Annotated in this window: 20 protein-coding genes and 1 pseudogene; 5 read left to right on the top strand and 16 right to left on the bottom strand. The window is 37.6% G+C overall.

Going from position 1 to position 19,978, the window contains the following annotated elements; translation table 11 throughout:
- Window positions 1-59: 59 nt before the first annotated feature.
- The 3 genes from PR800_RS04740 to PR800_RS04730 are packed head-to-tail and all read right to left on the bottom strand — an operon-like array spanning window position 60 to window position 937.
- The gene (locus PR800_RS04740; protein ID WP_004259063.1) at window positions 60-338 is read right to left on the bottom strand and encodes a BMC domain-containing protein; all 279 of its coding nucleotides are present in this window, start codon (window positions 336-338) and stop codon (window positions 60-62) included.
- A gap of 15 nt (window positions 339-353) precedes the next feature.
- Window positions 354-638, bottom strand: a complete 285-nt coding sequence (locus PR800_RS04735; protein WP_004259066.1) for a BMC domain-containing protein — start codon at window positions 636-638, stop codon at window positions 354-356.
- A 20-nt stretch (window positions 639-658) separates the two neighbouring features.
- Window positions 659-937, bottom strand: coding sequence for a BMC domain-containing protein (locus PR800_RS04730; RefSeq protein WP_004249182.1), 279 nt, complete (start codon window positions 935-937; stop codon window positions 659-661).
- A gap of 616 nt (window positions 938-1,553) precedes the next feature.
- Between PR800_RS04730 and PR800_RS04725 the strand changes: the two genes are divergently transcribed.
- Window positions 1,554-2,693: an NAD(P)/FAD-dependent oxidoreductase gene (locus tag PR800_RS04725; protein WP_272530308.1), complete on the top strand. Its 1,140-nt coding sequence runs from the start codon at window positions 1,554-1,556 to the stop codon at window positions 2,691-2,693.
- 68 nt (window positions 2,694-2,761) lie between these two features.
- On the opposite strand, the gene PR800_RS04720 is transcribed toward PR800_RS04725, so the two are convergent.
- The 3 genes from PR800_RS04720 to PR800_RS04710 all read right to left on the bottom strand — a co-directional run bounded on the left by PR800_RS04720 (window position 2,762) and on the right by PR800_RS04710 (window position 4,771).
- Window positions 2,762-3,280: a FidL-like protein gene (locus tag PR800_RS04720; protein WP_210848232.1), complete on the bottom strand. Its 519-nt coding sequence runs from the start codon at window positions 3,278-3,280 to the stop codon at window positions 2,762-2,764.
- Entirely contained in the window at window positions 3,277-4,119 is an 843-nt protein-coding gene (locus PR800_RS04715) for a transcriptional regulator (protein WP_272530307.1), read from the bottom strand. Before PR800_RS04715 ends, PR800_RS04720 begins: the two co-directional genes overlap by 4 nt.
- 79 nt (window positions 4,120-4,198) lie before the next feature.
- A complete protein-coding gene (locus PR800_RS04710) occupies window positions 4,199-4,771 on the bottom strand; it encodes a TetR/AcrR family transcriptional regulator (protein WP_102138256.1) in 573 nt (190 codons plus the stop codon).
- Window positions 4,772-5,074: 303 nt separating this feature from the next.
- Between PR800_RS04710 and PR800_RS04705 the strand changes: the two genes are divergently transcribed.
- Window positions 5,075-5,635, top strand: coding sequence for an NADPH-dependent FMN reductase (locus PR800_RS04705; RefSeq protein ID WP_102138033.1), 561 nt, complete (start codon window positions 5,075-5,077; stop codon window positions 5,633-5,635).
- Window positions 5,636-5,725: 90 nt separating this feature from the next.
- On the opposite strand, the gene potD is transcribed toward PR800_RS04705, so the two are convergent.
- The 4 genes from potD to potA all read right to left on the bottom strand — a co-directional run bounded on the left by potD (window position 5,726) and on the right by potA (window position 9,686).
- Complete coding sequence (potD, locus tag PR800_RS04700; RefSeq protein ID WP_166264220.1) at window positions 5,726-6,775, bottom strand: spermidine/putrescine ABC transporter substrate-binding protein PotD; 1,050 nt, start codon at window positions 6,773-6,775, stop codon at window positions 5,726-5,728.
- 169 nt (window positions 6,776-6,944) lie between these two features.
- Window positions 6,945-7,730 carry a spermidine/putrescine ABC transporter permease PotC gene (potC, locus tag PR800_RS04695; protein WP_102138035.1) on the bottom strand — a complete coding sequence of 262 codons (786 nt, stop codon included), beginning with the start codon at window positions 7,728-7,730 and terminating at the stop codon, window positions 6,945-6,947.
- Complete coding sequence (gene potB, locus PR800_RS04690; RefSeq protein WP_102138036.1) at window positions 7,727-8,590, bottom strand: spermidine/putrescine ABC transporter permease PotB; 864 nt, start codon at window positions 8,588-8,590, stop codon at window positions 7,727-7,729. The genes potC and potB overlap by 4 nt, the downstream gene beginning before the upstream one ends.
- The gene (gene potA / locus PR800_RS04685) at window positions 8,577-9,686 is read right to left on the bottom strand and encodes a spermidine/putrescine ABC transporter ATP-binding protein PotA (protein ID WP_102138037.1); all 1,110 of its coding nucleotides are present in this window, start codon (window positions 9,684-9,686) and stop codon (window positions 8,577-8,579) included. The genes potB and potA overlap by 14 nt, the downstream gene beginning before the upstream one ends.
- 905 nt (window positions 9,687-10,591) lie before the next feature.
- On the opposite strand from potA, the gene PR800_RS04680 reads away from it, so the two are divergent.
- Window positions 10,592-12,238: a fumarate hydratase gene (locus tag PR800_RS04680; RefSeq protein WP_102138038.1), complete on the top strand. Its 1,647-nt coding sequence runs from the start codon at window positions 10,592-10,594 to the stop codon at window positions 12,236-12,238.
- 185 nt (window positions 12,239-12,423) lie between these two features.
- On the opposite strand, the gene PR800_RS04675 is transcribed toward PR800_RS04680, so the two are convergent.
- The 6 genes from PR800_RS04675 to PR800_RS04650 form a co-directional block, all read right to left on the bottom strand.
- Window positions 12,424-13,389, bottom strand: a complete 966-nt coding sequence (locus tag PR800_RS04675; RefSeq protein ID WP_102138039.1) for a fimbrial protein — start codon at window positions 13,387-13,389, stop codon at window positions 12,424-12,426.
- A gap of 12 nt (window positions 13,390-13,401) precedes the next feature.
- Entirely contained in the window at window positions 13,402-13,878 is a 477-nt protein-coding gene (locus PR800_RS04670) for a fimbrial protein (RefSeq protein WP_229597484.1), read from the bottom strand.
- Window positions 13,879-13,963: 85 nt separating this feature from the next.
- The gene (locus PR800_RS04665; protein WP_102138041.1) at window positions 13,964-14,692 is read right to left on the bottom strand and encodes a fimbrial biogenesis chaperone; all 729 of its coding nucleotides are present in this window, start codon (window positions 14,690-14,692) and stop codon (window positions 13,964-13,966) included.
- A gap of 11 nt (window positions 14,693-14,703) precedes the next feature.
- Complete coding sequence (locus tag PR800_RS04660; protein WP_166264218.1) at window positions 14,704-17,199, bottom strand: fimbria/pilus outer membrane usher protein; 2,496 nt, start codon at window positions 17,197-17,199, stop codon at window positions 14,704-14,706.
- A 71-nt stretch (window positions 17,200-17,270) separates the two neighbouring features.
- Window positions 17,271-17,828, bottom strand: coding sequence for a fimbrial protein (locus PR800_RS04655; RefSeq protein ID WP_195697789.1), 558 nt, complete (start codon window positions 17,826-17,828; stop codon window positions 17,271-17,273).
- A gap of 232 nt (window positions 17,829-18,060) precedes the next feature.
- Window positions 18,061-18,297 (bottom strand): helix-turn-helix domain-containing protein, encoded by a 237-nt coding sequence (locus tag PR800_RS04650; RefSeq protein ID WP_004907928.1) that lies wholly within the window; start codon window positions 18,295-18,297, stop codon window positions 18,061-18,063.
- A gap of 1,310 nt (window positions 18,298-19,607) precedes the next feature.
- Between PR800_RS04650 and PR800_RS19625 the strand changes: the two are divergent.
- Together PR800_RS19625 and PR800_RS04640 are read left to right on the top strand one after the other, a co-directional pair.
- Window positions 19,608-19,772 (top strand): annotated as a pseudogene (locus PR800_RS19625) (nitrilase-related carbon-nitrogen hydrolase); the annotation flags it as partial.
- Window positions 19,773-19,816: 44 nt separating this feature from the next.
- Window positions 19,817-19,957, top strand: a complete 141-nt coding sequence (locus PR800_RS04640; RefSeq protein ID WP_272530306.1) for a hypothetical protein — start codon at window positions 19,817-19,819, stop codon at window positions 19,955-19,957.
- Window positions 19,958-19,978 lie beyond the last annotated feature (21 nt).

Genomic DNA, 19,978 nt, shown 5'->3' with positions numbered 1-19,978 from the left:
GTATCGGAGCCAAAATTAATTCATTCGCTTGTCGTGTTATTGGCTTATTAGCCAATGACTTAGGCTTTGTGTTGTTGTGCAATTTTGCCAATATCGTTGTGTGGTCTTGCAATCACACGTGAAGTCACCACTGTTCCGATACGTTTTGCAGCCTCAACACCTGACTCAACCGCAGCATTAACGGCACCGACATCGCCTTTAACCATCGCTGTTACCAGCCCTGAACCGACATTCTCATAACCGATTAGCTCAACATTTGCGGCTTTACACATGGCATCAGCAGCTTCAATACAAGCCACTAAACCTTTGGTTTCAATCAGACCAAGTGCTTCTTTCATAAGTAATTTCCTGTTTTATTCCGTGACTTTATACTGGGCGACGATTTTCTGAATATCGCTATGAGGACGAGCGATAACCAGTGATGTCACAACGGTGCCAATACGAGAGGCAGATTCAACACCTGAATCCACTGCAGCTTTCACCGCACCCACATCGCCTTTGACCATGGCGGTAACTAAACCTGACCCAACATTTTCATAACCAATCAGCACAACATTTGCGGCTTTACACATCGAGTCTGCGGCTTCAATACAAGCCACTAACCCTTGAGTTTCAATAAGACCTAATGCGTCACCCATGTTTTTTCCTCCGGAAAAAGTTATGCTTTATGCTTAATAACGATTTTGTTGATATCGTTGTGTGGACGCGCAATGACCAGTGAGGTCACGACTTCACCAACACGCTGTGCTGATTCAACACCTGAATCGACGGCTGCTTTGACTGCACCGACATCGCCTTTAACCATTGCGGTAACGAGGCCTGAACCGACATTTTCGTAACCAATTAGCTCAACATTTGCCGCTTTGCACATGGCATCAGCTGCTTCGATACAAGCCACCAGACCTTTTGTTTCAATAAGACCTAATGCATCACCCATTGTTGTTTCCTCCGAGAAGCCTTCTTTATTTTTCTTTACCTTCGATATTCCAAGCTAATGTGTCCGAGTACATGTCCCTTGAAATATCTAAGTAATCATTTACGCCAATGGTGTCTGCGCGGTGATCTATTGAACGCAGCCTTTGGCTTCAAACCCACTATAGAACTGAAAAATAAAAACAAAATATAAATCCACAAAGCACAGATATTTAGTTTTTAAGGCTGATAATTAGAGTGAACACTCAGGTCATTTATGTGTTTATGCTAAAAAAACCAAAAATTCACGTTTGAAATTTGAGGTGAAAATTGAAGGGAAAATGTATTTAGAGCTATTCATGAAGGATTGTTAATGAGGTATTACTAAGCTGCTATGCCTACGTTTTTTCTTCTCTTATAACTGTGCTCGTGATCGCTTTGCGGCATATTTTTACTTTCTGTTAATTCCTTAATTTATATACTCAGACCACCGCACTCTTTGAAAACCATTCGCCATAACTTCCCTATCAATGGCTATCGCGTACTTAAAAATATTCCCTTCTGCTAAATAATAAAAAATAACGGCGACAACAATTTTGCTACTTTCCATCTAAAAGTGATAAAACTCATAGGTGAAAAGAATGACACATAAATTTACTATTGCGATTGTAGGTTGTGGCCTTGGCGGTTCAGCACTCGCCCTCCTAATGCAGAATATAGGGTTTAATATTGCAGTCTTTGAACAAGCTTCTTCGTTTGAAAAAATCGGGGCAGGGATCCATATATCCCCGAACCTCATGTACATAATGGAAAAAATAGGTGTTTCAAAATCTATTGAAAAGCTTGGCTGGGAGCCTAACGGATTTATCAGTCGCGATGCCTATTCAAACAAAACGCTAAATTACTTGAAATTAGGACAGGAAATGCGCGACCTATATGGCATGCCTTACCTGACTATCCATCGAGGAGACTTACACCGTGCAATGACGGAAAAAATTAACTTAAACAATCTTCATATGGGAAAAAAGTTAATTGCGCTTAATGAGATAAAAAACAAAATTGAACTCGTTTTCAACGATAACAGTCGTTACGAGGCCGATATTGTCATTGGTGCCGACGGGATATTTTCAAAAGTAAGAAATGCAATAACTGGCACAGATATTCAATGCTCCAGCTATACTGGACAAGCTGTATTTAGGGGATTAGTCGAGCTTCAAGGGCTGGCACCTCAAATGAAACACAGTGTGAATAAATGGTTTGGTAAAGATAATAAATTTATCATTGGGTACTTTTTAGACAGAAATGAAACACAATTTTATTACGTAGCTGGTTTTTCCTTCCCCTACTGGCCTCGAGGTATTTCTGTTCAACCCGCAGCTTTACATGATGTTTTGAAAATATTTAATGAATTTCACGATGTACCAAAATCAATGCTGTCATTAACTAAAAGCGTGACACTTTGGCCATTACACGAAAGAACAGCTGATTCAACGTGGAATAAAGGTAGGATAGTACTTATCGGAGATGCATGTCATCCGATGCGACCTCATATGATGTCGGGTGCTTCGATGGCAATTGAAGATGCGGCTATATTAGTTAAATGTCTACAACAGTACGGCATTGATAATTATTCATGCGCTTTTAATCAATATCAGAGTTACCGTATAGAACGCGTAGCGCTTGTACAAAAGTTATCAAGTACAAATACATGGCTAAAAAAGAAGACGGATACAGACTGGTTATTTAAATATAACGCAATAAGCCCCGAACTACACCTTTAACGCTGTTCCTTTCACCAAGTGAAATCCAGACTATTTAAATATGATATTTGTTACCACCTACAAGAAAGCTAATCGAACTTACTATTGGGTTTGAGTGTGCAAATATAAAGTGGGGAATTAATTGAGCTGAGTAGTAAGGCTTTGTCATTAAGCTTTTGTGCATTAAGAAATAGCCCATCATGGCTATCTGACATTTCCCGCATAAAATAGTCAAATATCACATCTGGCGATTCATCAATAGAAGAAGCGCTCGCTTCCCACTGACTAATAATATAATGACGTTCTATTGGGGAAACTCGTTTTGTCGTGTAACTAAATTTCACATAACGCTGCAAATACAGCCAGCCCGCTTTAGAATCAGTATAGCCTTCCACCACAATTGAGCCCTTTCCATTCGCGCCAAAATTGAAGTGAATATTGCCATTAACGTTTTCATCTTGCATATTCTCAAAACGCATAATGCCTTTTGTCGAGCACACTAATAAACCATCTTGTTTATTGGAAAAGAAGACCGACTGGGTATAAATCGCAACAATAATGAATAACAAAAAACTCAGTAAGCATAATACTTTTCCTGATATCTTCATGATGGTTTCCAAGAATAGTAAAAGTAGTTATCGCAATAGCTAAATGGGTTATCTTCATTGACTGCACAATGTGCAAGAAATACTCGACCCAATCCATTAGTCTGCAGTTTGTCCCCATAGAAAAAAACAAACCGTTCTTTCTCGGCACAGGCTAAATTTAAGTTATTTCTAACTTTATCAAAGTTTTGCACATAGTTTAGTGCGACAGTGTTATTGATCATTTTTTCATTCGATAATACATCACAACCAGAGTGCTCAAGCACCGTCATGTCAATTGGCACTGACGGTTGTTTTGATAAATAAGCCATGATAGCTAATAAAATAGAACATAATAAAAAAGCACCACTCGCAAGATACCAACAGATCTCTTTTTTTTCTGGCGTCAGTGCTGAATCTATTTTTTTGGGATCTGTAGGGACAGAGATAGGTTTGGAAGCTGGAGATAAAACAACCGCTGTTTCTTCTACGTCACTTAAGCTAGTTATTAATTCAGTTGGAGAAATTTTGATATCATCAATTAATTCAAGGGAAACATCGGAATTAAACTCTAATCGACCCCGAGCGACTGTCACAATAATATTTTCAATACCATATGGACGAAATGCTTTTCGTAATAGGCTGAGATATTGATTTAAATTACTGTTTGATGAGACTAACCCATTATCATCCCAAACTGCTTTTAATACCTCATCTCGAGAAACAACACCTCTGTGCTGAATAAAGTAAAACAATAATGCATTGGCAGTTATCGACAGCTGTGTATCCACCTCATCTTCTTTTAAAGATAAAGTGCCATCAACCGCATCATATAGAATGAAAGCATTGATTTTATATTTCACTATCGCCTCATGTGCTTATTTTATGAATAAAATTGCACTACCGTTATTATTGCTATTTTTACTTATGCGTTATTTTTACTTATGGAATTTGTTCAAATGATATTGTCGTTAACCGACTCACAATCGCATCACGCTCTTGCTGTGATAACGTTTCTCCCTCAGTCAATGACGAAAGCCACAACCCATCAGCCGCATAACGCACTAACGCGCCTAAATAACTGTTATCGAACTCATCCCCCTTTTCCAAATGGTTAATTACCCAATCTCGCCAGCACTGACGTAACACTGGCTCGGTTGGCATGGCTAAGGACAATAACGCGAGCTGAAAACTTTCATCAGATTCTTTTAATTCGCCAATATAGTGCAAATAAGCACGAGAAAAACGCCCGTAGGGATTTGGGTCATTATCCATAATGGTATGTATTCGCTCATCCATAATCCCCAACAATTGCAAAAACAGCGCATGAATAAGCTCTTGCTTCGTTGGGAAGTGATGCATCAACCCACCTTTGCTAACACCCGCTTCCCTTGCCACCGCATTAAGTGAGAGTGAAGAGATCCCTTCTCTGCCAGCAATAATGCGAGCAGCTTTCAATAGCTCCACTTGAAGCTTAATAGGATCTTTTTTTCTATGCTGAGCAGACTTATTCATGCGATGAATGATACCGACCAGTCGGTATGTTTCATTTTGACTAAAATCAAGTAACCCTGATTTGTTCATGGGTAAATCTAAATAGTGTAAGAGGACTCACAATATCGAATTATGATAAGTTGCAACTCCATAATTAATTTAAAAATATCAAATATTTTTGATGTTTAGTTATCTATATTAATTTCACTTAGTTTTGCACATCCTCAGATTATGATGTTTAATAGTGAGAGTGAAACAATGCTCTATTCAATAAATAGTGGTTTGCAGTATCCCTAATTAACTCCCCGTGAAAGAGGTTTTATCATGTCAAATCAATACAATATTGGTGTCATTGTGGGTAGTTTGCGCGCTGATTCATATAATTTAGTTGTCGCTAAGGCCATGACTAAATTATTCCCCACAAATTTCACGTTTAAATTTATCAATATTGGTGAACTCCCTCTCTATAACCAAGATGCAGACCAAAATGTGCCTCCTGTTGTGGCTAATTTCAAATCTCAAATTAAAGCCTGTGATGGCATTATTTTCGCCACCCCAGAATATAACCGCTCGGTACCTGGTGTATTGAAAAATGCGATAGACCAAGGCTCTCGCCCATGGGGAGATAACTCGTGGAATGCCATTCCAGCAGGTGTTCTTGGTGTTTCTATTGGCAATATCAGTACGGCAATTGCCCAACAGCACTTACGCAATAGCCTGACATTTTTAAACATGCCAACCATGAACCAGCCTGAATGTTTCCTAAAATGGTATGACGGTATGGTGGATGAGCAAGGCAATATTTCCCCAAAAAGCAAAGATTTCTTACAGCCGTGGGCCGATACCTTTGCCAAATTTGTTGCCCATAATGCAGTGAGTAAATAAGTCGCTGAGCAATAATGACGCGTATAAAAAAGGGCACTTCATTCTCAATCAGTGCCCTTTCTAGGAAACGTAAACGTAATGCTCAAGTCATTAACGCCCGGCTTTTAGCTTCTGAAAATACTCTTCGTACAAAATATTCGTGTTCCCAACATCGCTTTGCCATTCGCCTTTTTGGAGAACTTCTTCACTTGGGTAAAGTGATGGGTCGTTAGCAATTTCAGCCGGCAATAATTTTTTAGCTTCTAAGTTTGGAGTTGGGTAGCCAATAGATTCAGCTACTTGAGCCGCAATTTCTGGACGCAATAAGAAATTAATTAACTTATGGGCCCCTTCCACATTTTTGGCATTAGCAGGAATGGCTAAGCTGTCCATCCAGAAAATTCCGCCTTCTTTAGGCCACACCACTTCAATCGGCAAGCCAGCTTGCCTTGCAACGAATGCGGAGCCATTCCATAACATACCGACATCCACTTCCCCTTCAATAAAAGGTGTCGCTGGGTTGTCAGAGTTAAAGGCCAAAATATTTGGGCGTAATTTTTGTAGTTCTTTATACGCCTCTTCAATTTGTTTCGGGTCAGTAGTATTGCCTGAATAACCTAATTTATTGAGAGCCACTTGGAAAACTTCCCGTGCGTCATCCATCATCAGCAGGCTATTTTTATATTCAGGTTTCCAGAAATCAGCCCATGAAGTAACAGATTGTGGGTCAACCGCTTCACCATTAATACCAATCCCTGTCGCCCCCCAAATATAAGGCACTGAATAATCATTATTCGGGTCAAATTCTTTATGAATTAAATTTGGGTCAAGGTTTTTAAAATTGGTTAATTTACTTTGATCAATCTTTTGTAGCATCCCTTCTTTACTCATTTTGGCAATAAAGTAAGTAGAAGGCACCACCAAATCATAAGCACCGTCTTTATAGGTCTTTAGCTTGGTATACATGCTTTCGTTTGATTCATAGGTGGAGTAAATCACCTTGATGCCAGTTTCTTTGGTAAATTGCTCTAATAAACCGGGGGGAACATATTCTGTCCAGTTATAGAAATACAGTACGTCTTTGTTATCGTCAGCGGCAGTCGCCGTGCCAATACTTGCAGCCATTAAACCCGCTGCCAGTAGATAGGACCATTTTTTCATTACTGAGATTCCCTCAACAAAGTGTTTTTTATCCCTTAATGCACCAAGCAGCCGCTTGAATGATTTCGGGGTTATATCTAATAGGCTCAGTTGGAGCCCACCCTCTCGCCGAATGGCACTGAAAAAAGATGTTGCCCGATAAAAATGGGCAGCACCGTCGTTTAACGTATTACTTAGTTTTTTTTGAGTATTTATCCCGCATCACCCACTGGCTTAAACACACCAGTAAGAGGGACATAATCAACAGCACCGTTGCCAATGCGTTAACTTCTGGGGAAACCCCAACTTTTACCATGGAATATATTTTCAATGGCAAAATTTCATAACTTGGCCCCGTGACAAATGAGGAAACCACCACATCATCCATCGACAAGGTAAAACTGAGTAGCCAGCCTGCAACAACCGCAGGTAATGCCAAAGGTAAAATAATTTTACGCAAAATGGTAAATTCACCCGCCCCAAGGTCGCGCGCTGCTTCTAACATCTTCACATCAAAATCTTTCAGCCTTGCATAGACCGTCACCACGACAAACGGCAGGCAAAAGGTAATGTGCGAAAATAATAACGACCAAAAACCGAGCGAAACCCCAAGGATCATAAATAGAACCAATAACGAAATCGCCATAACGATATCCGGGGACATCATGACCACAAATAACATGCCACCGACGAAAGGTTTTCCTCTAAAACGATAGCGAAATAATGCGACAGCAGTGAGTGTGCCAATGGCTGTCGCGAAAGTCGCTGACAAAACCGCCATAGTTAATGAATGCCCCGCAGCTTCTAATAAGCTATCGTTATTACTCAGTAATTCATACCATTTAGTTGAAAACCCTTGCCACTGAATACCAAAACGTGACTCATTAAAGGAATTAACAATCAAAATAATGATTGGAATATAAAGATAAGCGTAGATGATGGCCATAAAGCCACCACGGAGAGTACGTCCGATCATTCTTCATATGCCTTTTTATTCAGAAGCTTAGCTGCTCGGTAATAGACATACAGCAATAACCCCATCATCGCTGTGAGGAAAATGCTGGTTGCGGCCCCGAATGGCCAATCACGAATATTTAAGAACTGGCTCTTAATCACGTTACCGATCAGTAGATTTTTCGCACCGCCCATTAAATCCGCTACATAAAACAGCCCCATTGCGGGTAATAAAACCAGCAAACAGCCTGCAATAATTCCTGGCATCGTTAACGGAATGATGATTTTCACAAACCGCTGAAATTTATTCGCACCGAGGTCTTTTGCAGCCTCTATATATGACTTATCCAATTTTTCAATACTTGAATACAGCGGCATCACCATAAATGGCAGCAATATATAGATAAGGCCTAATATGACGGCCTCCGGTGTATACATAATTTTCAACGGTTTATCGATAACACCAACCCACAGTAAAAAGTCATTTAAGTACCCTTTGGTACTGAGAAAAACTTTTAACCCGTAGATACGGATCAATGAATTGGTCCAAAATGGCACAATTAACAGAAACAGCATCAAAGGTTGTACCCGTTTAGGTAACCTTGCCAATATAAAGGCAAATGGATAGCCAATTACTAAACAGAAAAAAGTTGCGATCACCGCCATATTGAGCGAGTGCAACATCACTTCTGCATACATCGGGTCAGACAAGCGAATGTAGTTATCCCACGTAAAAACTAAGTCAACTAAGTTGGTGTCGCTACGCGTCAAAAAGCTAGTGCCGATAATCATAATATTAGGCAAAAAGACGAACAGCAGCAGCCAGGCGACTACCCCGGTGATAATAACGTTCTGCAAAATTTTATGTTTACGAATGATCATCCAGAACTACCTCCCAGCTTTCAACCCAAGTCACAGCAACTTTTTGGTTAAGGGAGTGGTCGACATCGGGGTCATCTTCATTGAAGAATTCGCTCACCATGACAATTTTGCCATCTTCCATTTCAACCACTGAGTCTAACGTCATGCCTTTATAGTTACGTTCACGAACGTAGCCAATCAGCCCTGGATGGTTATCTGCATCATTTACTTCTTCAACGCGCAAATCTTCAGGACGTAATAACACACTAACGTGTTGCCCTTCGTTGACAGAGAGCTCAGTGAAAATATCACATTCATGACCTTCAACATTGGCACGAATACGTTTATCATCAATGCGATACAATACTTTCGCATCAAAAATATTAATTTCACCAATGAATTGAGCAACAAATAGGTTTTTCGGTTCCTCATAGATTTCACGAGGTGTGCCGTCTTGCTCAATTCGCCCTTCACGCATCACAATGATCCGATCAGACATGGCTAAGGCTTCTTCTTGATCGTGAGTCACAAAAATAAACGTGATCCCCAGTTTTCGTTGAAGGGCTTTTAGCTCATTTTGCATTTGTTTGCGCAGTTTATAATCAAGCGCAGACAATGATTCATCCAGCAGTAGGACTTTCGGGCGATTCACTACCGCACGGGCTATCGCCACACGCTGTTGTTGGCCACCAGACAGTTGGTTGGGTCTACGCTCAGCAAAATCTTCTAGCTGCACCATACGTAAGGCTTGGTCGACACGCTTTTGAATTTCAGCCGCAGGCGTTTTTTGCATGCGTAGGCCAAAAGCAACGTTATCGAAAACCGTCATATGAGGAAATAAAGCGTAGCTCTGGAACACAGTGTTCACAAAACGCTGTTCTGCAGGAATATCTGTAATATCTTGACCATCAAGAATAATTTGACCGTCATCGGCATCTTCTAACCCAGCAATAAGACGTAAAACCGTCGTTTTGCCGCAACCAGAAGGCCCAAGAATGGTCAAAAACTCACCGTTCTGAATGGTTAAGTCAAGCTCAGAAATAATTTGTTTGCCATCAAAACCTTTACTTAAAGATTTTAATTCAATGAGTGGTGTCAGAGAGGTTGTCTCAGTCATTTATTTATACACTCTATCCCTAGGAATAATGCAGATAGAACCGCCACCGTTAAAGACTGTATAAGCTTGTCGGAGGTTTACTCTGTCGACTTAACCGTGACATAAGCAAATTATTTTCCCCAGCAAAGCCCAAAACCAGTAGCGCCATTTAAACTTCATAAGGCATGCATGATAAACACTGTTTTTGAAAATTGAAAGCCATTTTCACAACTTCGTTTGCCTTTCATTATGAATTCTCAATAAATAAAACAGATTTTTGAGAAAAATAAGCAACATAGCGATATATAGAATTAATCCGCCTATATCTATAGATTTACATGATACATTAGAGGGTGAAACTTAAGTCAAATACACTAAAATTCATAGGGTTAATACAATTCACAATAAAAATAATAATTATAAAATTAATAGTTTTTATTATTTTAAATTTTTTAATTAATGTATTCAGTGATATAAATCTTACTATTAGATGCACAAGAAAAATACAATAAAAACCGTATAACAAAATTATCAAGTTATGATGGTAATTATATTCAATAGGTATATATCGTGATTACACATAAAAAAATCAAATAACCGGTAACATCTATAACAAATAATTAAAGTTGCAGTTAATAATATTATTATGTGATTTAAATCTAATTTTCATTAATCCTTATCTTTTATCTCAATAAATTTAACCAACATCATATTATCCCCTGCATCCCTTTGAATATAATAATCAAATTAGTATAATCCCAAGCTAAACTGTAACTTTTAGTGATTTATTTTGTGATTTTTGTTTCATTATTGCACCTATAAATTTTACTTTGTATCTTTCGCGTTAAACCAATTAAAGAATAAACATAAGCCTGCGGGTGACTATTTTTGGAAATTCCACTGAAATTAATATGTGAGTGAGCAAAATGGCTAATAAAGAGTTTTTTTACCAAGAACCTTATCCATTATCTGAGGATAAAACCGAGTATTTCCAAGTCTCTGATAAATATGTTTCTGTAGAACAATTTGCGGGAAAGCAAATTTTAAAAGTTGAACCTGAAGCATTAACCCTCCTTGCCGAACACGCAATTTATGAATCTCAGTTTTTTTTAAGAGCCGCGCACCAGAAACAAGTCGCTGCTATCTTACATGACCCAGAAGCCAGCGAAAACGACAGATATGTTGCATTGCAGTTACTTCGCAATGCTGAAATTTCGGCAAAAGGTATATTACCAAACTGCCAAGATACGGGCACTGTCGCGGTTGTTGGGAAAAAAGGTCAACAAGTTTGGACAGACTGCGACGACGAAGAGTACCTCTCTCGAGGGATTTATAACGTCTTCCAACACGAAAACCTACGTTTTTCTCAAAATGCCCCGCTAGATATGTTTAATGAAGTCAATACTGGCACAAACCTACCTGCTCAGTTTGACATTTTTGCGACCACTGGCGATGAATATCATTTCCTGTTTGTTAACAAAGGCGGCGGTTCAGCAAATAAATCAGCACTTTACCAAGAAACAAAAGCAACATTAACTCCAGCTAAGTTAAAAAATTTCTTAATTGAAAAAATGCGGAATCTAGGCACAACAGCTTGCCCGCCTTATCATATTGCCTTTGTTATCGGTGGTACTTCTGCAGAAACAACCCTGAAAACCGCCAAACTTGCCTCTGCAAAATACTACGATAATCTGCCAACCACAGGTAATGAGTATGGCCGTGCCTTCCGTGATATAGAGCTAGAAAATGAGTTATTAGAAGCTTCACGTCATCTTGGTTTTGGCGCACAATTTGGTGGTAAATATTTTGCTCACGATGTTCGTGTTGTTCGTTTACCTCGCCACGGTGCCTCTTGCCCAATCGGCTTAGCTATTTCTTGCTCTGCTGATAGAAACATTAAAGCCAAAATAACCAAAAGCGGTTTATGGCTTGAAAAAATGGAGCACAACCCAGCCCAATACATTCCTGAGTCTATGCGTAATCAAGCTGAAGGAAAAGTAGTACATATTGACCTCAACCGCCCAATGAAAGACATTTTGGCTGAGCTGAGTAAACACCCTGTATCAACACGTGTTTCCCTCAGTGGGCCACTTATTATTGCTCGGGATATTGCGCATACGAAATTGAAAGAGCGTTTAGATAGCGGCGAAGAACTGCCTCAATACTTTAAAGATCACATGGTGTATTACGCAGGCCCAGCGAAGAAACCTGAAGATATGGTTTCCGGTTCTTTGGGCCCAACAACCGGTAATCGGATGGATCCTTATGTCGATCTATTCCAGTCCCACGGTGGCAGCATGCTAATGTTGGCGAAAGGTAACCGAACTCAATTGGTGACGGATGCCTGTAAAAAGCATGGTGGGTTCTATTTAGGCAGTATTGGTGGGTCCGCAGCAATACTTGCTCAAGAATATGTGAAAAGCCTAAATTGCCTTGAATATCCAGAGCTTGGAATGGAAGCAATTTGGAAAATGGAAGTTGAAGGGTTACCTGCGTTCATTTTGGTTGATGACAAAGGAAATAACTTCTTTGAGCAAGTGCAAAATGAAACTTGCGGCAAATGTGTTAAATAGAGTTAGCCACCCTAGCGCAAAGGAGTGCGCTAACTTTCGTTAGCCGGTATGACGATGTAGCATAGCCATGCTGCTACATAATCATACAGTTACATAATCACACAGTTATATAATAAAAGAGTGGGCCAAAAGCCCACTCTTTTACTATCATTTTAACTATCACTCACATCGATATATTACTGATATCAATAATAGTTAATTCGAACAATGGTTGAGGCGTTAAATCCACCCGTTTTCACCGTCCCCGCCTTTTTAATTGTTGCACTGTAATCACGGGTTACTGAAGTACTTCCTTGCGGTAGGCTACCAAAAAACTGGAAGTAATTGAATTTTATATTATTACTTTTATCGTCCATAATTATTAAGTTGGTGCCATTTTTTAAATCAATCGCATATTCACCATTCAGTGGATCAGTCGTTTCAAAATTGATATTCATAGAGAAATTATCAAGACAACCTCTTTTCACCGCTTGGACTTGAAAATCCTTTTTAAACTCTTTCCCTTGATTCAAGTCTGTAATCATTAGCTGGCCAAAATCAATTTGCTGTGACTCAGGGAAAACTTTAATATCTGCGCCGCACTTTAAGAAACGGATCCCCCGTAATCCAGATATCGAGTAGCGTAAGTTTTTCGCCCCTGGTGTCGTATTGATCCCACCGCTCCCATCAAATTGGAAAACTGTAAATTGATTATCACCCTCATAGTTACCTGATGGCGGTACAGTCCCTGTCACTTTGATATACAGTGTAAATGTCACCGTCACTGTCACGTTTTCGTTGCCACTGATTGGTTTTGTACCTAAACTCACTTTTTGTTTATCTCTCTCAAGCTGTTGGCCTTGATAGTTCGCACCGAGTAGTAAGCCAGTACCTAACTTTTGAGATGTTGGGTTAAAATACATATGAACAACGTCAACCATATTTCCAAGCACGTTGTCGCAAAAAACGGTGACTGTCAGTGGGTCAGATTGCCAAATAATTGTTCCGTCTGGTGTATCTGCCGGAATAGCTAATTGGCCAACAGGTACTGCAGGTTTAATAACCACTCCGGTTCCGGCTTCCACACAATCTAATGCAAAGGTTTTTGGGCTAATAAAAACGAATAGAAATACAATATAAAAACCATATTTTTGAATAAACCTGTGTATCATGATTTATACACCTTATAGGTAAGTAATATTTAAGGTAATTTGCGTTTTAATATTACCCACTGTTAATTCATTTCTGGGTAGATAACTCTCTAGCATGGAATAAATCGTAATTTGCTGGTTATCATCAAAATAGATTGGATAACTACGATATTCGCCATTAGGAACAATATTGCTATCTTTATCCATTAAGCGAATGCCGTAGCCATTTAGAATGGTTTTACCACCAAATAAATTGCGGTCTGTACTTGCAGTTGGCTCTGAAATAAACATGATCCTGACAACTGGATCCCTATCATCGCGATCGCGTTTTGGGAAAATGCAGTCATCAAATTTTAATTTGATTTCATGCTTAGGGCTTCTATCCCCAATTTCATTAAAATAATTCAGAGATATTGGGCCTAATTCAATATTTTGATCTATAGAGTAAAATGAAATTTTACAAGGCAATGCCACTACATTCCCTGTAAAATTAAGATCACCTCTCATCATGCTACTATCTGCATAGCTTTGGCTTCCACATAGAGATAGCATGAAAAGACATATTGAAAAGTAGCAATTTCTCATATCTAAAATCCTATTGGCTCTCTTTTGACAGCTGGCAGGTCGACGCAGCGCATTGGTAAGTCAACATTTTCATCCCACCGTAATCATCCATATAGCCGGTATATAATTGATTAAAACCGCTTGTCGGCACGGAGACACTTTCCTTAGAAAGCGGAGCAATCATCACACTTTCAAAACCAGGGAAATTTTTCTGGTTGTTGTTACTAAGGTAACCCAGAGTCACGTAATATTTAGTTGGGTTTTCAATTAATAATTGTCCACCTGTATGCGTATATTTCAGCTCTTTAGCCCATACTTTGTCGCTATTATTTTCGATTTGAGGTGGCCGATAAAACATTTTTAGACGGCTTTGAATCGCAATCTGAACAACATTTTCTTTATCTGCAACAGGGGGGATTTCGCGCACATTTAAATAGAACAGCGATTCTCTATCTTGTGGAAGAGCATCAATTCCCTCCGTTTTAATAATTTTTATTTGGTTTTTAGCATTAGGCTCAACACGTTGCATCGGTGGTAAAACCGTAAAAGGTTCAGAAACCTTATTCCCTTTTTCATCTTCCATCCAAGATTGAGCTAAATAAGGCATTGTTTTACTTTGATTATTAATAACCAGACTTATTGATTTATCTTTGCCTGGAAAAATAATTCGTGTACGGTCAATATTGATCGCAGCAGACGCAACTTGCATGCCGACAAAAACTAATGAAAATCCTAAAGCTACTACATACTTTTTACTCATACATCATTCCTTTATTGGCAAGGGATCAGGACTTTACCCTGATTTTTTTCGGCAATATTAGGTAAATTCAAACTACATTGGTTTGCGCCCGCAGCCCATTTCACTATGTAGCTTTCTTCTGGATCCACACCCGTTAAATACGCAACGCCGCTATCTGCAATAATTCCGACTTCTCTTCCTGTGCTTGACTCAATCACACTGGTGCCAAGCGGTGGATAATTTCCATTATTCAAACGGATAATTGCTAAAATACGTTTTCCTTGATTCGCTTTTATTCTCTGATAACCAATTGACCCCTCAGTCAGGGTTTTACCAATAATGTTGTCATTGACATCTACATCATCAGGTAGTGTATTCATATCAATGTAAACATCTGAATTAGAAAAACTATTTAAGCTTGTCGCTACACCAATCCCAAATCGGTTTGTGACTGATTCGCCATTATCAATCGAAATCCCTGCAACATTGTCACTATCAATCATCACACGAGGCTCGTTGTTAGTCCCGTTGCGGTGCATGGCCGCACCGTATTTCGTTGCTGTCATGGAACCATACCAACTACCACCGACAGCACGATATGAGTTCACATTTTCAGTCGCATTAACATTTAATACGCCATAAGGTGATGAATATTGATAACTACCACTGATATTTGGTTCTGCGCGTCCAAGTTTGTGCTGATCACCACCAACACGCATACTCCAATAGTTGTTATTCTCGTTTGCACTGTAATAACCCACAGATTGACCAAAGCTATGGTCATTGTCTGCATACTGAGCGTCATAACTCACTGAAGCGCCATTTTCGAGTGGCACGGAGAAAGATAGATAAATTTGATTATCATCCGTCTCTTCATATTTAATTTTATTGAGTGATAATGTGCCGGAAATATTTTTAATTTGCCCAATACTAAATAACTTACTAAAACTCATCCCAAAGTTTGTTGTTGATTCACTATTCCAAAATTGGCGATGAGAAGCATTAAAATAGACAGTTAAATCCAGTGGGCTAATGTATTGATTAAAAGACGCGGTATAGACGTTTTTGTCACGTCTAAAATCAAGCACACCGTTAGCTGCATCAATGTATTGAGGCATCGTTAAGAATTCTTTTTCAGAAAATTTATAGCCTGCGAATGTTATCTGTGAATTAGTAGATTCAAAACGTTTAGAATAATTTAAACGATAGCTATTACCTGAATAAGATCCAAAATTATCTAAATTTGCATGGGTGCGAGTGATATCAACAGAGATAGCACCAAACATATTCATGTTTTGCCCTATCCCCAAGTTCATCGCTTGATAATTGTTATTATCTACCGTTGCAATTAACCCACCAAAGATGGATGTATCACCAAATAAACCATAGGAAACTTCTCCTACAATAAACTTAGGATCAATTTTCTGTGAGCGACCAAATGGGTCGGATTGCCCCATGGTAAATTTATAAAGTAGCTGCCCCTGACGCGTTAAAAATGGCAACGATGCCGCTGTCACTTGATAAGTGGTTTTTGAACCATCTTCTTCCTCAATGGTTACATCTAAAGTACCTTGTACCGCTTCAGTGATATCTTGAACATTAAATGGCCCTGGAGCGACTTTAACTTGCTTAATCACACGCCCATTCTGTGAAATAATCACCATCGCATTCGTTTTCGCAATACCGGTAACCTGAGGTGCATAACCGCGTAATGAAGGTGGAAGCATCCGGTTATCACTAAAAATAGACGCCCCTATAAAGCGAAAACTATCAAATAAGTCAGTCTTCAAATAAGACTCACCAAGTAAAACCTTTGCACCCATTTGAGGTAAAGCACGAAAAGCGTATAACTGAGTCCAATCAAACCGCTCATTCGTTTTACCTTGAGAACGATTATATTGATATTGATAGTCAGCACGAAAACGCCAAGCTCCTAAGTTAACGCCAGCGGTACCGTTACTACTACCACTGAATGTTTCACTGTTATTTTTAGGCGCTGAGTAATTGACAAACAGGTTATAGTCGAGAAATGCGCCCGTAATCCCATTTTCCCATTGGGAAGGTGGAACCCAATACGGGTCATCATATTCAAGCCAAGCTTGAGGGATAGAAAATAAGATATTCTGATTCGCTTTATCAAAGCGATAGGTAATATCTAAATTTTTAGATAGTTCAACACACTGGCCATTATTATTTTGCAGAAGTTCTTCCTTTACCTTCTTTTTTAATGCAAAAATATTTACCATCTCTGGTGTAATACAGAGTGTTGAAGTATCTTTACTCTCTTCAATGAATTTAATTAAATACTGCCCAGATAACTTTCTACCATTCAATGTAATATCTGTTAAATATTCACCAGCAGGAATAAAATCGGGATTAGAAAACTGACTCAAATCAATATTATCTCTGTCCTTAGCATCAATAATATTCATATTAAATTCCACTGCATTCGCTATTCCCGAAACGGAAAATGCCAAAGCAATTGAAAATAATATTTTATTTATTTTAAACTGAGGCAATAGAGACATGATGTTCCCTGTCAAAAAATAAAAAAAGGAAAATAACAGGCAAATATATGCCTGTTATTTAAAATAAAAAATTACAGGTAGTTTAAAGCGTAAGTTGCTTGAGAAATAATGCTACCAGTTTCAACTTTGCTACCATTTGCTTCAACACGAGCACTGAATACTAATTTATTTGGACCATCCGCTAATGGCAACTCAACGCTGGTATCACCAACTTTCATTGTTGCGCCATCTGCGTTGATTAAACGAACACCAACACCTTTAGAAGTACCAGTATTTGCCAGTAATTCTTTTGCTGTGGTATCTGGAGTACCAGTGAAAGTTACTTTAACTTTGCTAACCGCAGGGAAGACAACTACATCACTAGCATCTTTAACTTCACCTAAATCACAGTTTTCTAACTGGATATTGTATTGAACGCTTTGGCTATATTTGTTACCAGTTTCCAATACTTTATTTGCAACTTGGCCAAGGTCAACGTTGATTGTACCATCACCAGGGATTGAGCAAGGTGCATTAATCACTTTACCAGTAAAGTTGATGATGCCACTTCCTTGATCTACAGGTGCTGCGTGTGCAATACCAAATGAAGAAGCGATAATTGTAGCTAATGCAATTTTAGTTAATTTCATTTATATTTTCCTATAAAAAGACGACAGATGTACCAATCACCTAATAATCAATAAATTATTAAGTTGATATTTATTTACTGAGAGTGTAATGATAAATAAAATACAAGATCTAGGTTTTTACTAGATAAAAGTAAAAACACTACACCTTTATTAATTTAAATTATTAATTAATTTAAAAACATATAACTTTATTAATTTAATCTTGTAACCAGATTATTCTTATTTTTTTAAATTAATTATTTTCTTTATTGATAAAAACATCATCGATAAAAAAACAAATCATTTCAGTTTCTAACGCATTAGCAAGCACGTGCAAATTCTCAATATTAATATTGCACTCGCCTCTTTCATAGCGGGAAATTTGCTGCTGACTAACGCCAACAAGATTTGCTAATTCAATACCTGAAAGCCCTAAGTGCTTTCTTCTTTTTCTAATCTCTCTGCCTACTATCCGATTTACATTTATCATTAACAATAGCCCAAAATAACCTAAAATATTAAATGGCTAAATTATATTACAGATCAAAATCTTTAACATAATAAACTGCACTGATTATACACCGCTTATATATCCAAATCAAAATAGCAAGAACCAATTAAAACACGAAATTTGAGTTAATTATAGTTTTCAATATATAAAAGTAAAACTGTTTATAACGATCAATATAATAAATTAAAGCCATTGAAACCTATCAATATTTCATTATTTAAGCTTTGATTATCTTATAAGATAAAAATCACATTGTTCATATTAGTTACTATTTTTTATAAAACGAATTACACCATCTCAAGGTGTTGATTTTAAATCAAAAAAAATAATAACCATCACCAATGGTAACATCGGGAAATATGCCGTAAATTTAATTTCCAATAAAATAAAGGCATTTACTGTTGATTTAATATGGTATTCATTGATTAATAAGTATTTTTATGTATTTATTTTTATAAATTAATTTAATTTTTACATTTTTAATGTTTACTTCAAAAAAACAACTGACAATGGTTTTTTTTATTTTTATCATTTATTATGATTAGATTAATAGCAATTTTAACTTACTCACATTAAGGGTTTAGAATATAAAAAACTAAAATACCCTTTAAATTACTACTATTTAATCATGAATAGAGCAAGTTACTCATAATTAAAGTAAAAAAATGTCGATAGCCTTCATTAACACATATTTAGAGTAGAATAAAACAATTTATGACATAAATAACCTTTAAATAACAACAAGTTACATTTATTTCAAATTGTAACAAATCACAAATGTATATTGCAATTTTATAGAGTTAAAATGGAAAATAACAAAAATAAAACATAATAATATTAGCCTGGGGCATTACAAAATGAGTAATACAAGCATTTCACTTCGCAATTTCCCCAATAAATAGTCAAAATGACAAGAAAGACACCTATCATTATTACATTTTGCGCTCATAGCTTAAGTTAGTTTCTTGCCTTTAATGCTAAGAATAAAGGTTACTTACATGGCTAATTCACTAAATAAAGACACTTATTAAGATAAAATCACCCAAGCACCTTTAAGCAAAGTTGATAATATAAGAATATTAAAGCTAAATTAAAGATTTTTTTCGCATAATGTAACTATGAATCATCTTTTTAAGTTAACTTACCCGAAAAAAACACCTGTAACGAGTTAGTTAAATATTATATTCAACAACTTATAATAATAAAATACAAAAATAACTCATTATTTTTTGTTCGAACGACATATTTTTATCTCCTTAACCTAAGGAGATAAAAAGAATGCAATATAACCCCTACTCCACGCTGCAACAGTTCAGTTTCAACATCGCCCTAATGATAAGACCTATAACCTAGGCCGCATTCATAACTTTATTACCCAAGTCGAACAACAAGACGTGAAAATAGTGGTGTTGCCTGAGATATGTATTACTGGTTATTGGCATGTGCCAAAGTTACCAGATGAGGCTTTTTCATGCCTTAAGTGAAACTTTAAGCTCAAATGACACTCGCTCAACATTGTGAACAAGCCCAATGGTGTATTGATGTGATATGGCAGGCTTCATTGCCTAAATCATGGCAAAAAACCATCAATGAATTAATTGATGAAGTTTATAAAACATTTTCAAGAGAGAGCGAATAAGAATAATTCCGTAATTCCTCT

This window comes from Providencia sp. PROV205, assembly GCF_028479505.1.
In the GTDB taxonomy this organism is placed as follows: domain Bacteria; phylum Pseudomonadota; class Gammaproteobacteria; order Enterobacterales; family Enterobacteriaceae; genus Providencia; species Providencia huaxiensis.
Note: the sequence above shows the minus strand (reverse complement) of the source record. Positions and strands in the feature narration are given on the sequence as shown.

Bases quoted from the DNA above. Each gene is read 5' to 3' on its own strand.
- PR800_RS04740 (WP_004259063.1), bottom strand. From the start codon at position 338: ATGAAAGAAGCACTTGGTCTGATTGAAACCAAAGGTTTAGTGGCTTGT.
- PR800_RS04735 (WP_004259066.1), bottom strand. From the start codon at position 638: ATGGGTGACGCATTAGGTCTTATTGAAACTCAAGGGTTAGTGGCTTGT.
- PR800_RS04730 (WP_004249182.1), bottom strand. From the start codon at position 937: ATGGGTGATGCATTAGGTCTTATTGAAACAAAAGGTCTGGTGGCTTGT.
- PR800_RS04725 (WP_272530308.1), top strand. From the start codon at position 1,554: ATGACACATAAATTTACTATTGCGATTGTAGGTTGTGGCCTTGGCGGT.
- PR800_RS04720 (WP_210848232.1), bottom strand. From the start codon at position 3,280: ATGAAGATATCAGGAAAAGTATTATGCTTACTGAGTTTTTTGTTATTC.
- PR800_RS04710 (WP_102138256.1), bottom strand. From the start codon at position 4,771: ATGAATAAGTCTGCTCAGCATAGAAAAAAAGATCCTATTAAGCTTCAA.
- PR800_RS04705 (WP_102138033.1), top strand. From the start codon at position 5,075: ATGTCAAATCAATACAATATTGGTGTCATTGTGGGTAGTTTGCGCGCT.
- potD (WP_166264220.1), bottom strand. From the start codon at position 6,775: ATGAAAAAATGGTCCTATCTACTGGCAGCGGGTTTAATGGCTGCAAGT.
- potC (WP_102138035.1), bottom strand. From the start codon at position 7,730: ATGATCGGACGTACTCTCCGTGGTGGCTTTATGGCCATCATCTACGCT.
- potB (WP_102138036.1), bottom strand. From the start codon at position 8,590: ATGATCATTCGTAAACATAAAATTTTGCAGAACGTTATTATCACCGGG.
- potA (WP_102138037.1), bottom strand. From the start codon at position 9,686: ATGACTGAGACAACCTCTCTGACACCACTCATTGAATTAAAATCTTTA.
- PR800_RS04680 (WP_102138038.1), top strand. From the start codon at position 10,592: ATGGCTAATAAAGAGTTTTTTTACCAAGAACCTTATCCATTATCTGAG.
- PR800_RS04675 (WP_102138039.1), bottom strand. From the start codon at position 13,389: ATGATACACAGGTTTATTCAAAAATATGGTTTTTATATTGTATTTCTA.
- PR800_RS04670 (WP_229597484.1), bottom strand. From the start codon at position 13,878: ATGATGAGAGGTGATCTTAATTTTACAGGGAATGTAGTGGCATTGCCT.
- PR800_RS04665 (WP_102138041.1), bottom strand. From the start codon at position 14,692: ATGAGTAAAAAGTATGTAGTAGCTTTAGGATTTTCATTAGTTTTTGTC.
- PR800_RS04660 (WP_166264218.1), bottom strand. From the start codon at position 17,199: ATGTCTCTATTGCCTCAGTTTAAAATAAATAAAATATTATTTTCAATT.
- PR800_RS04655 (WP_195697789.1), bottom strand. From the start codon at position 17,828: ATGAAATTAACTAAAATTGCATTAGCTACAATTATCGCTTCTTCATTT.
- PR800_RS04650 (WP_004907928.1), bottom strand. From the start codon at position 18,297: ATGATAAATGTAAATCGGATAGTAGGCAGAGAGATTAGAAAAAGAAGA.
- PR800_RS04640 (WP_272530306.1), top strand. From the start codon at position 19,817: ATGACACTCGCTCAACATTGTGAACAAGCCCAATGGTGTATTGATGTG.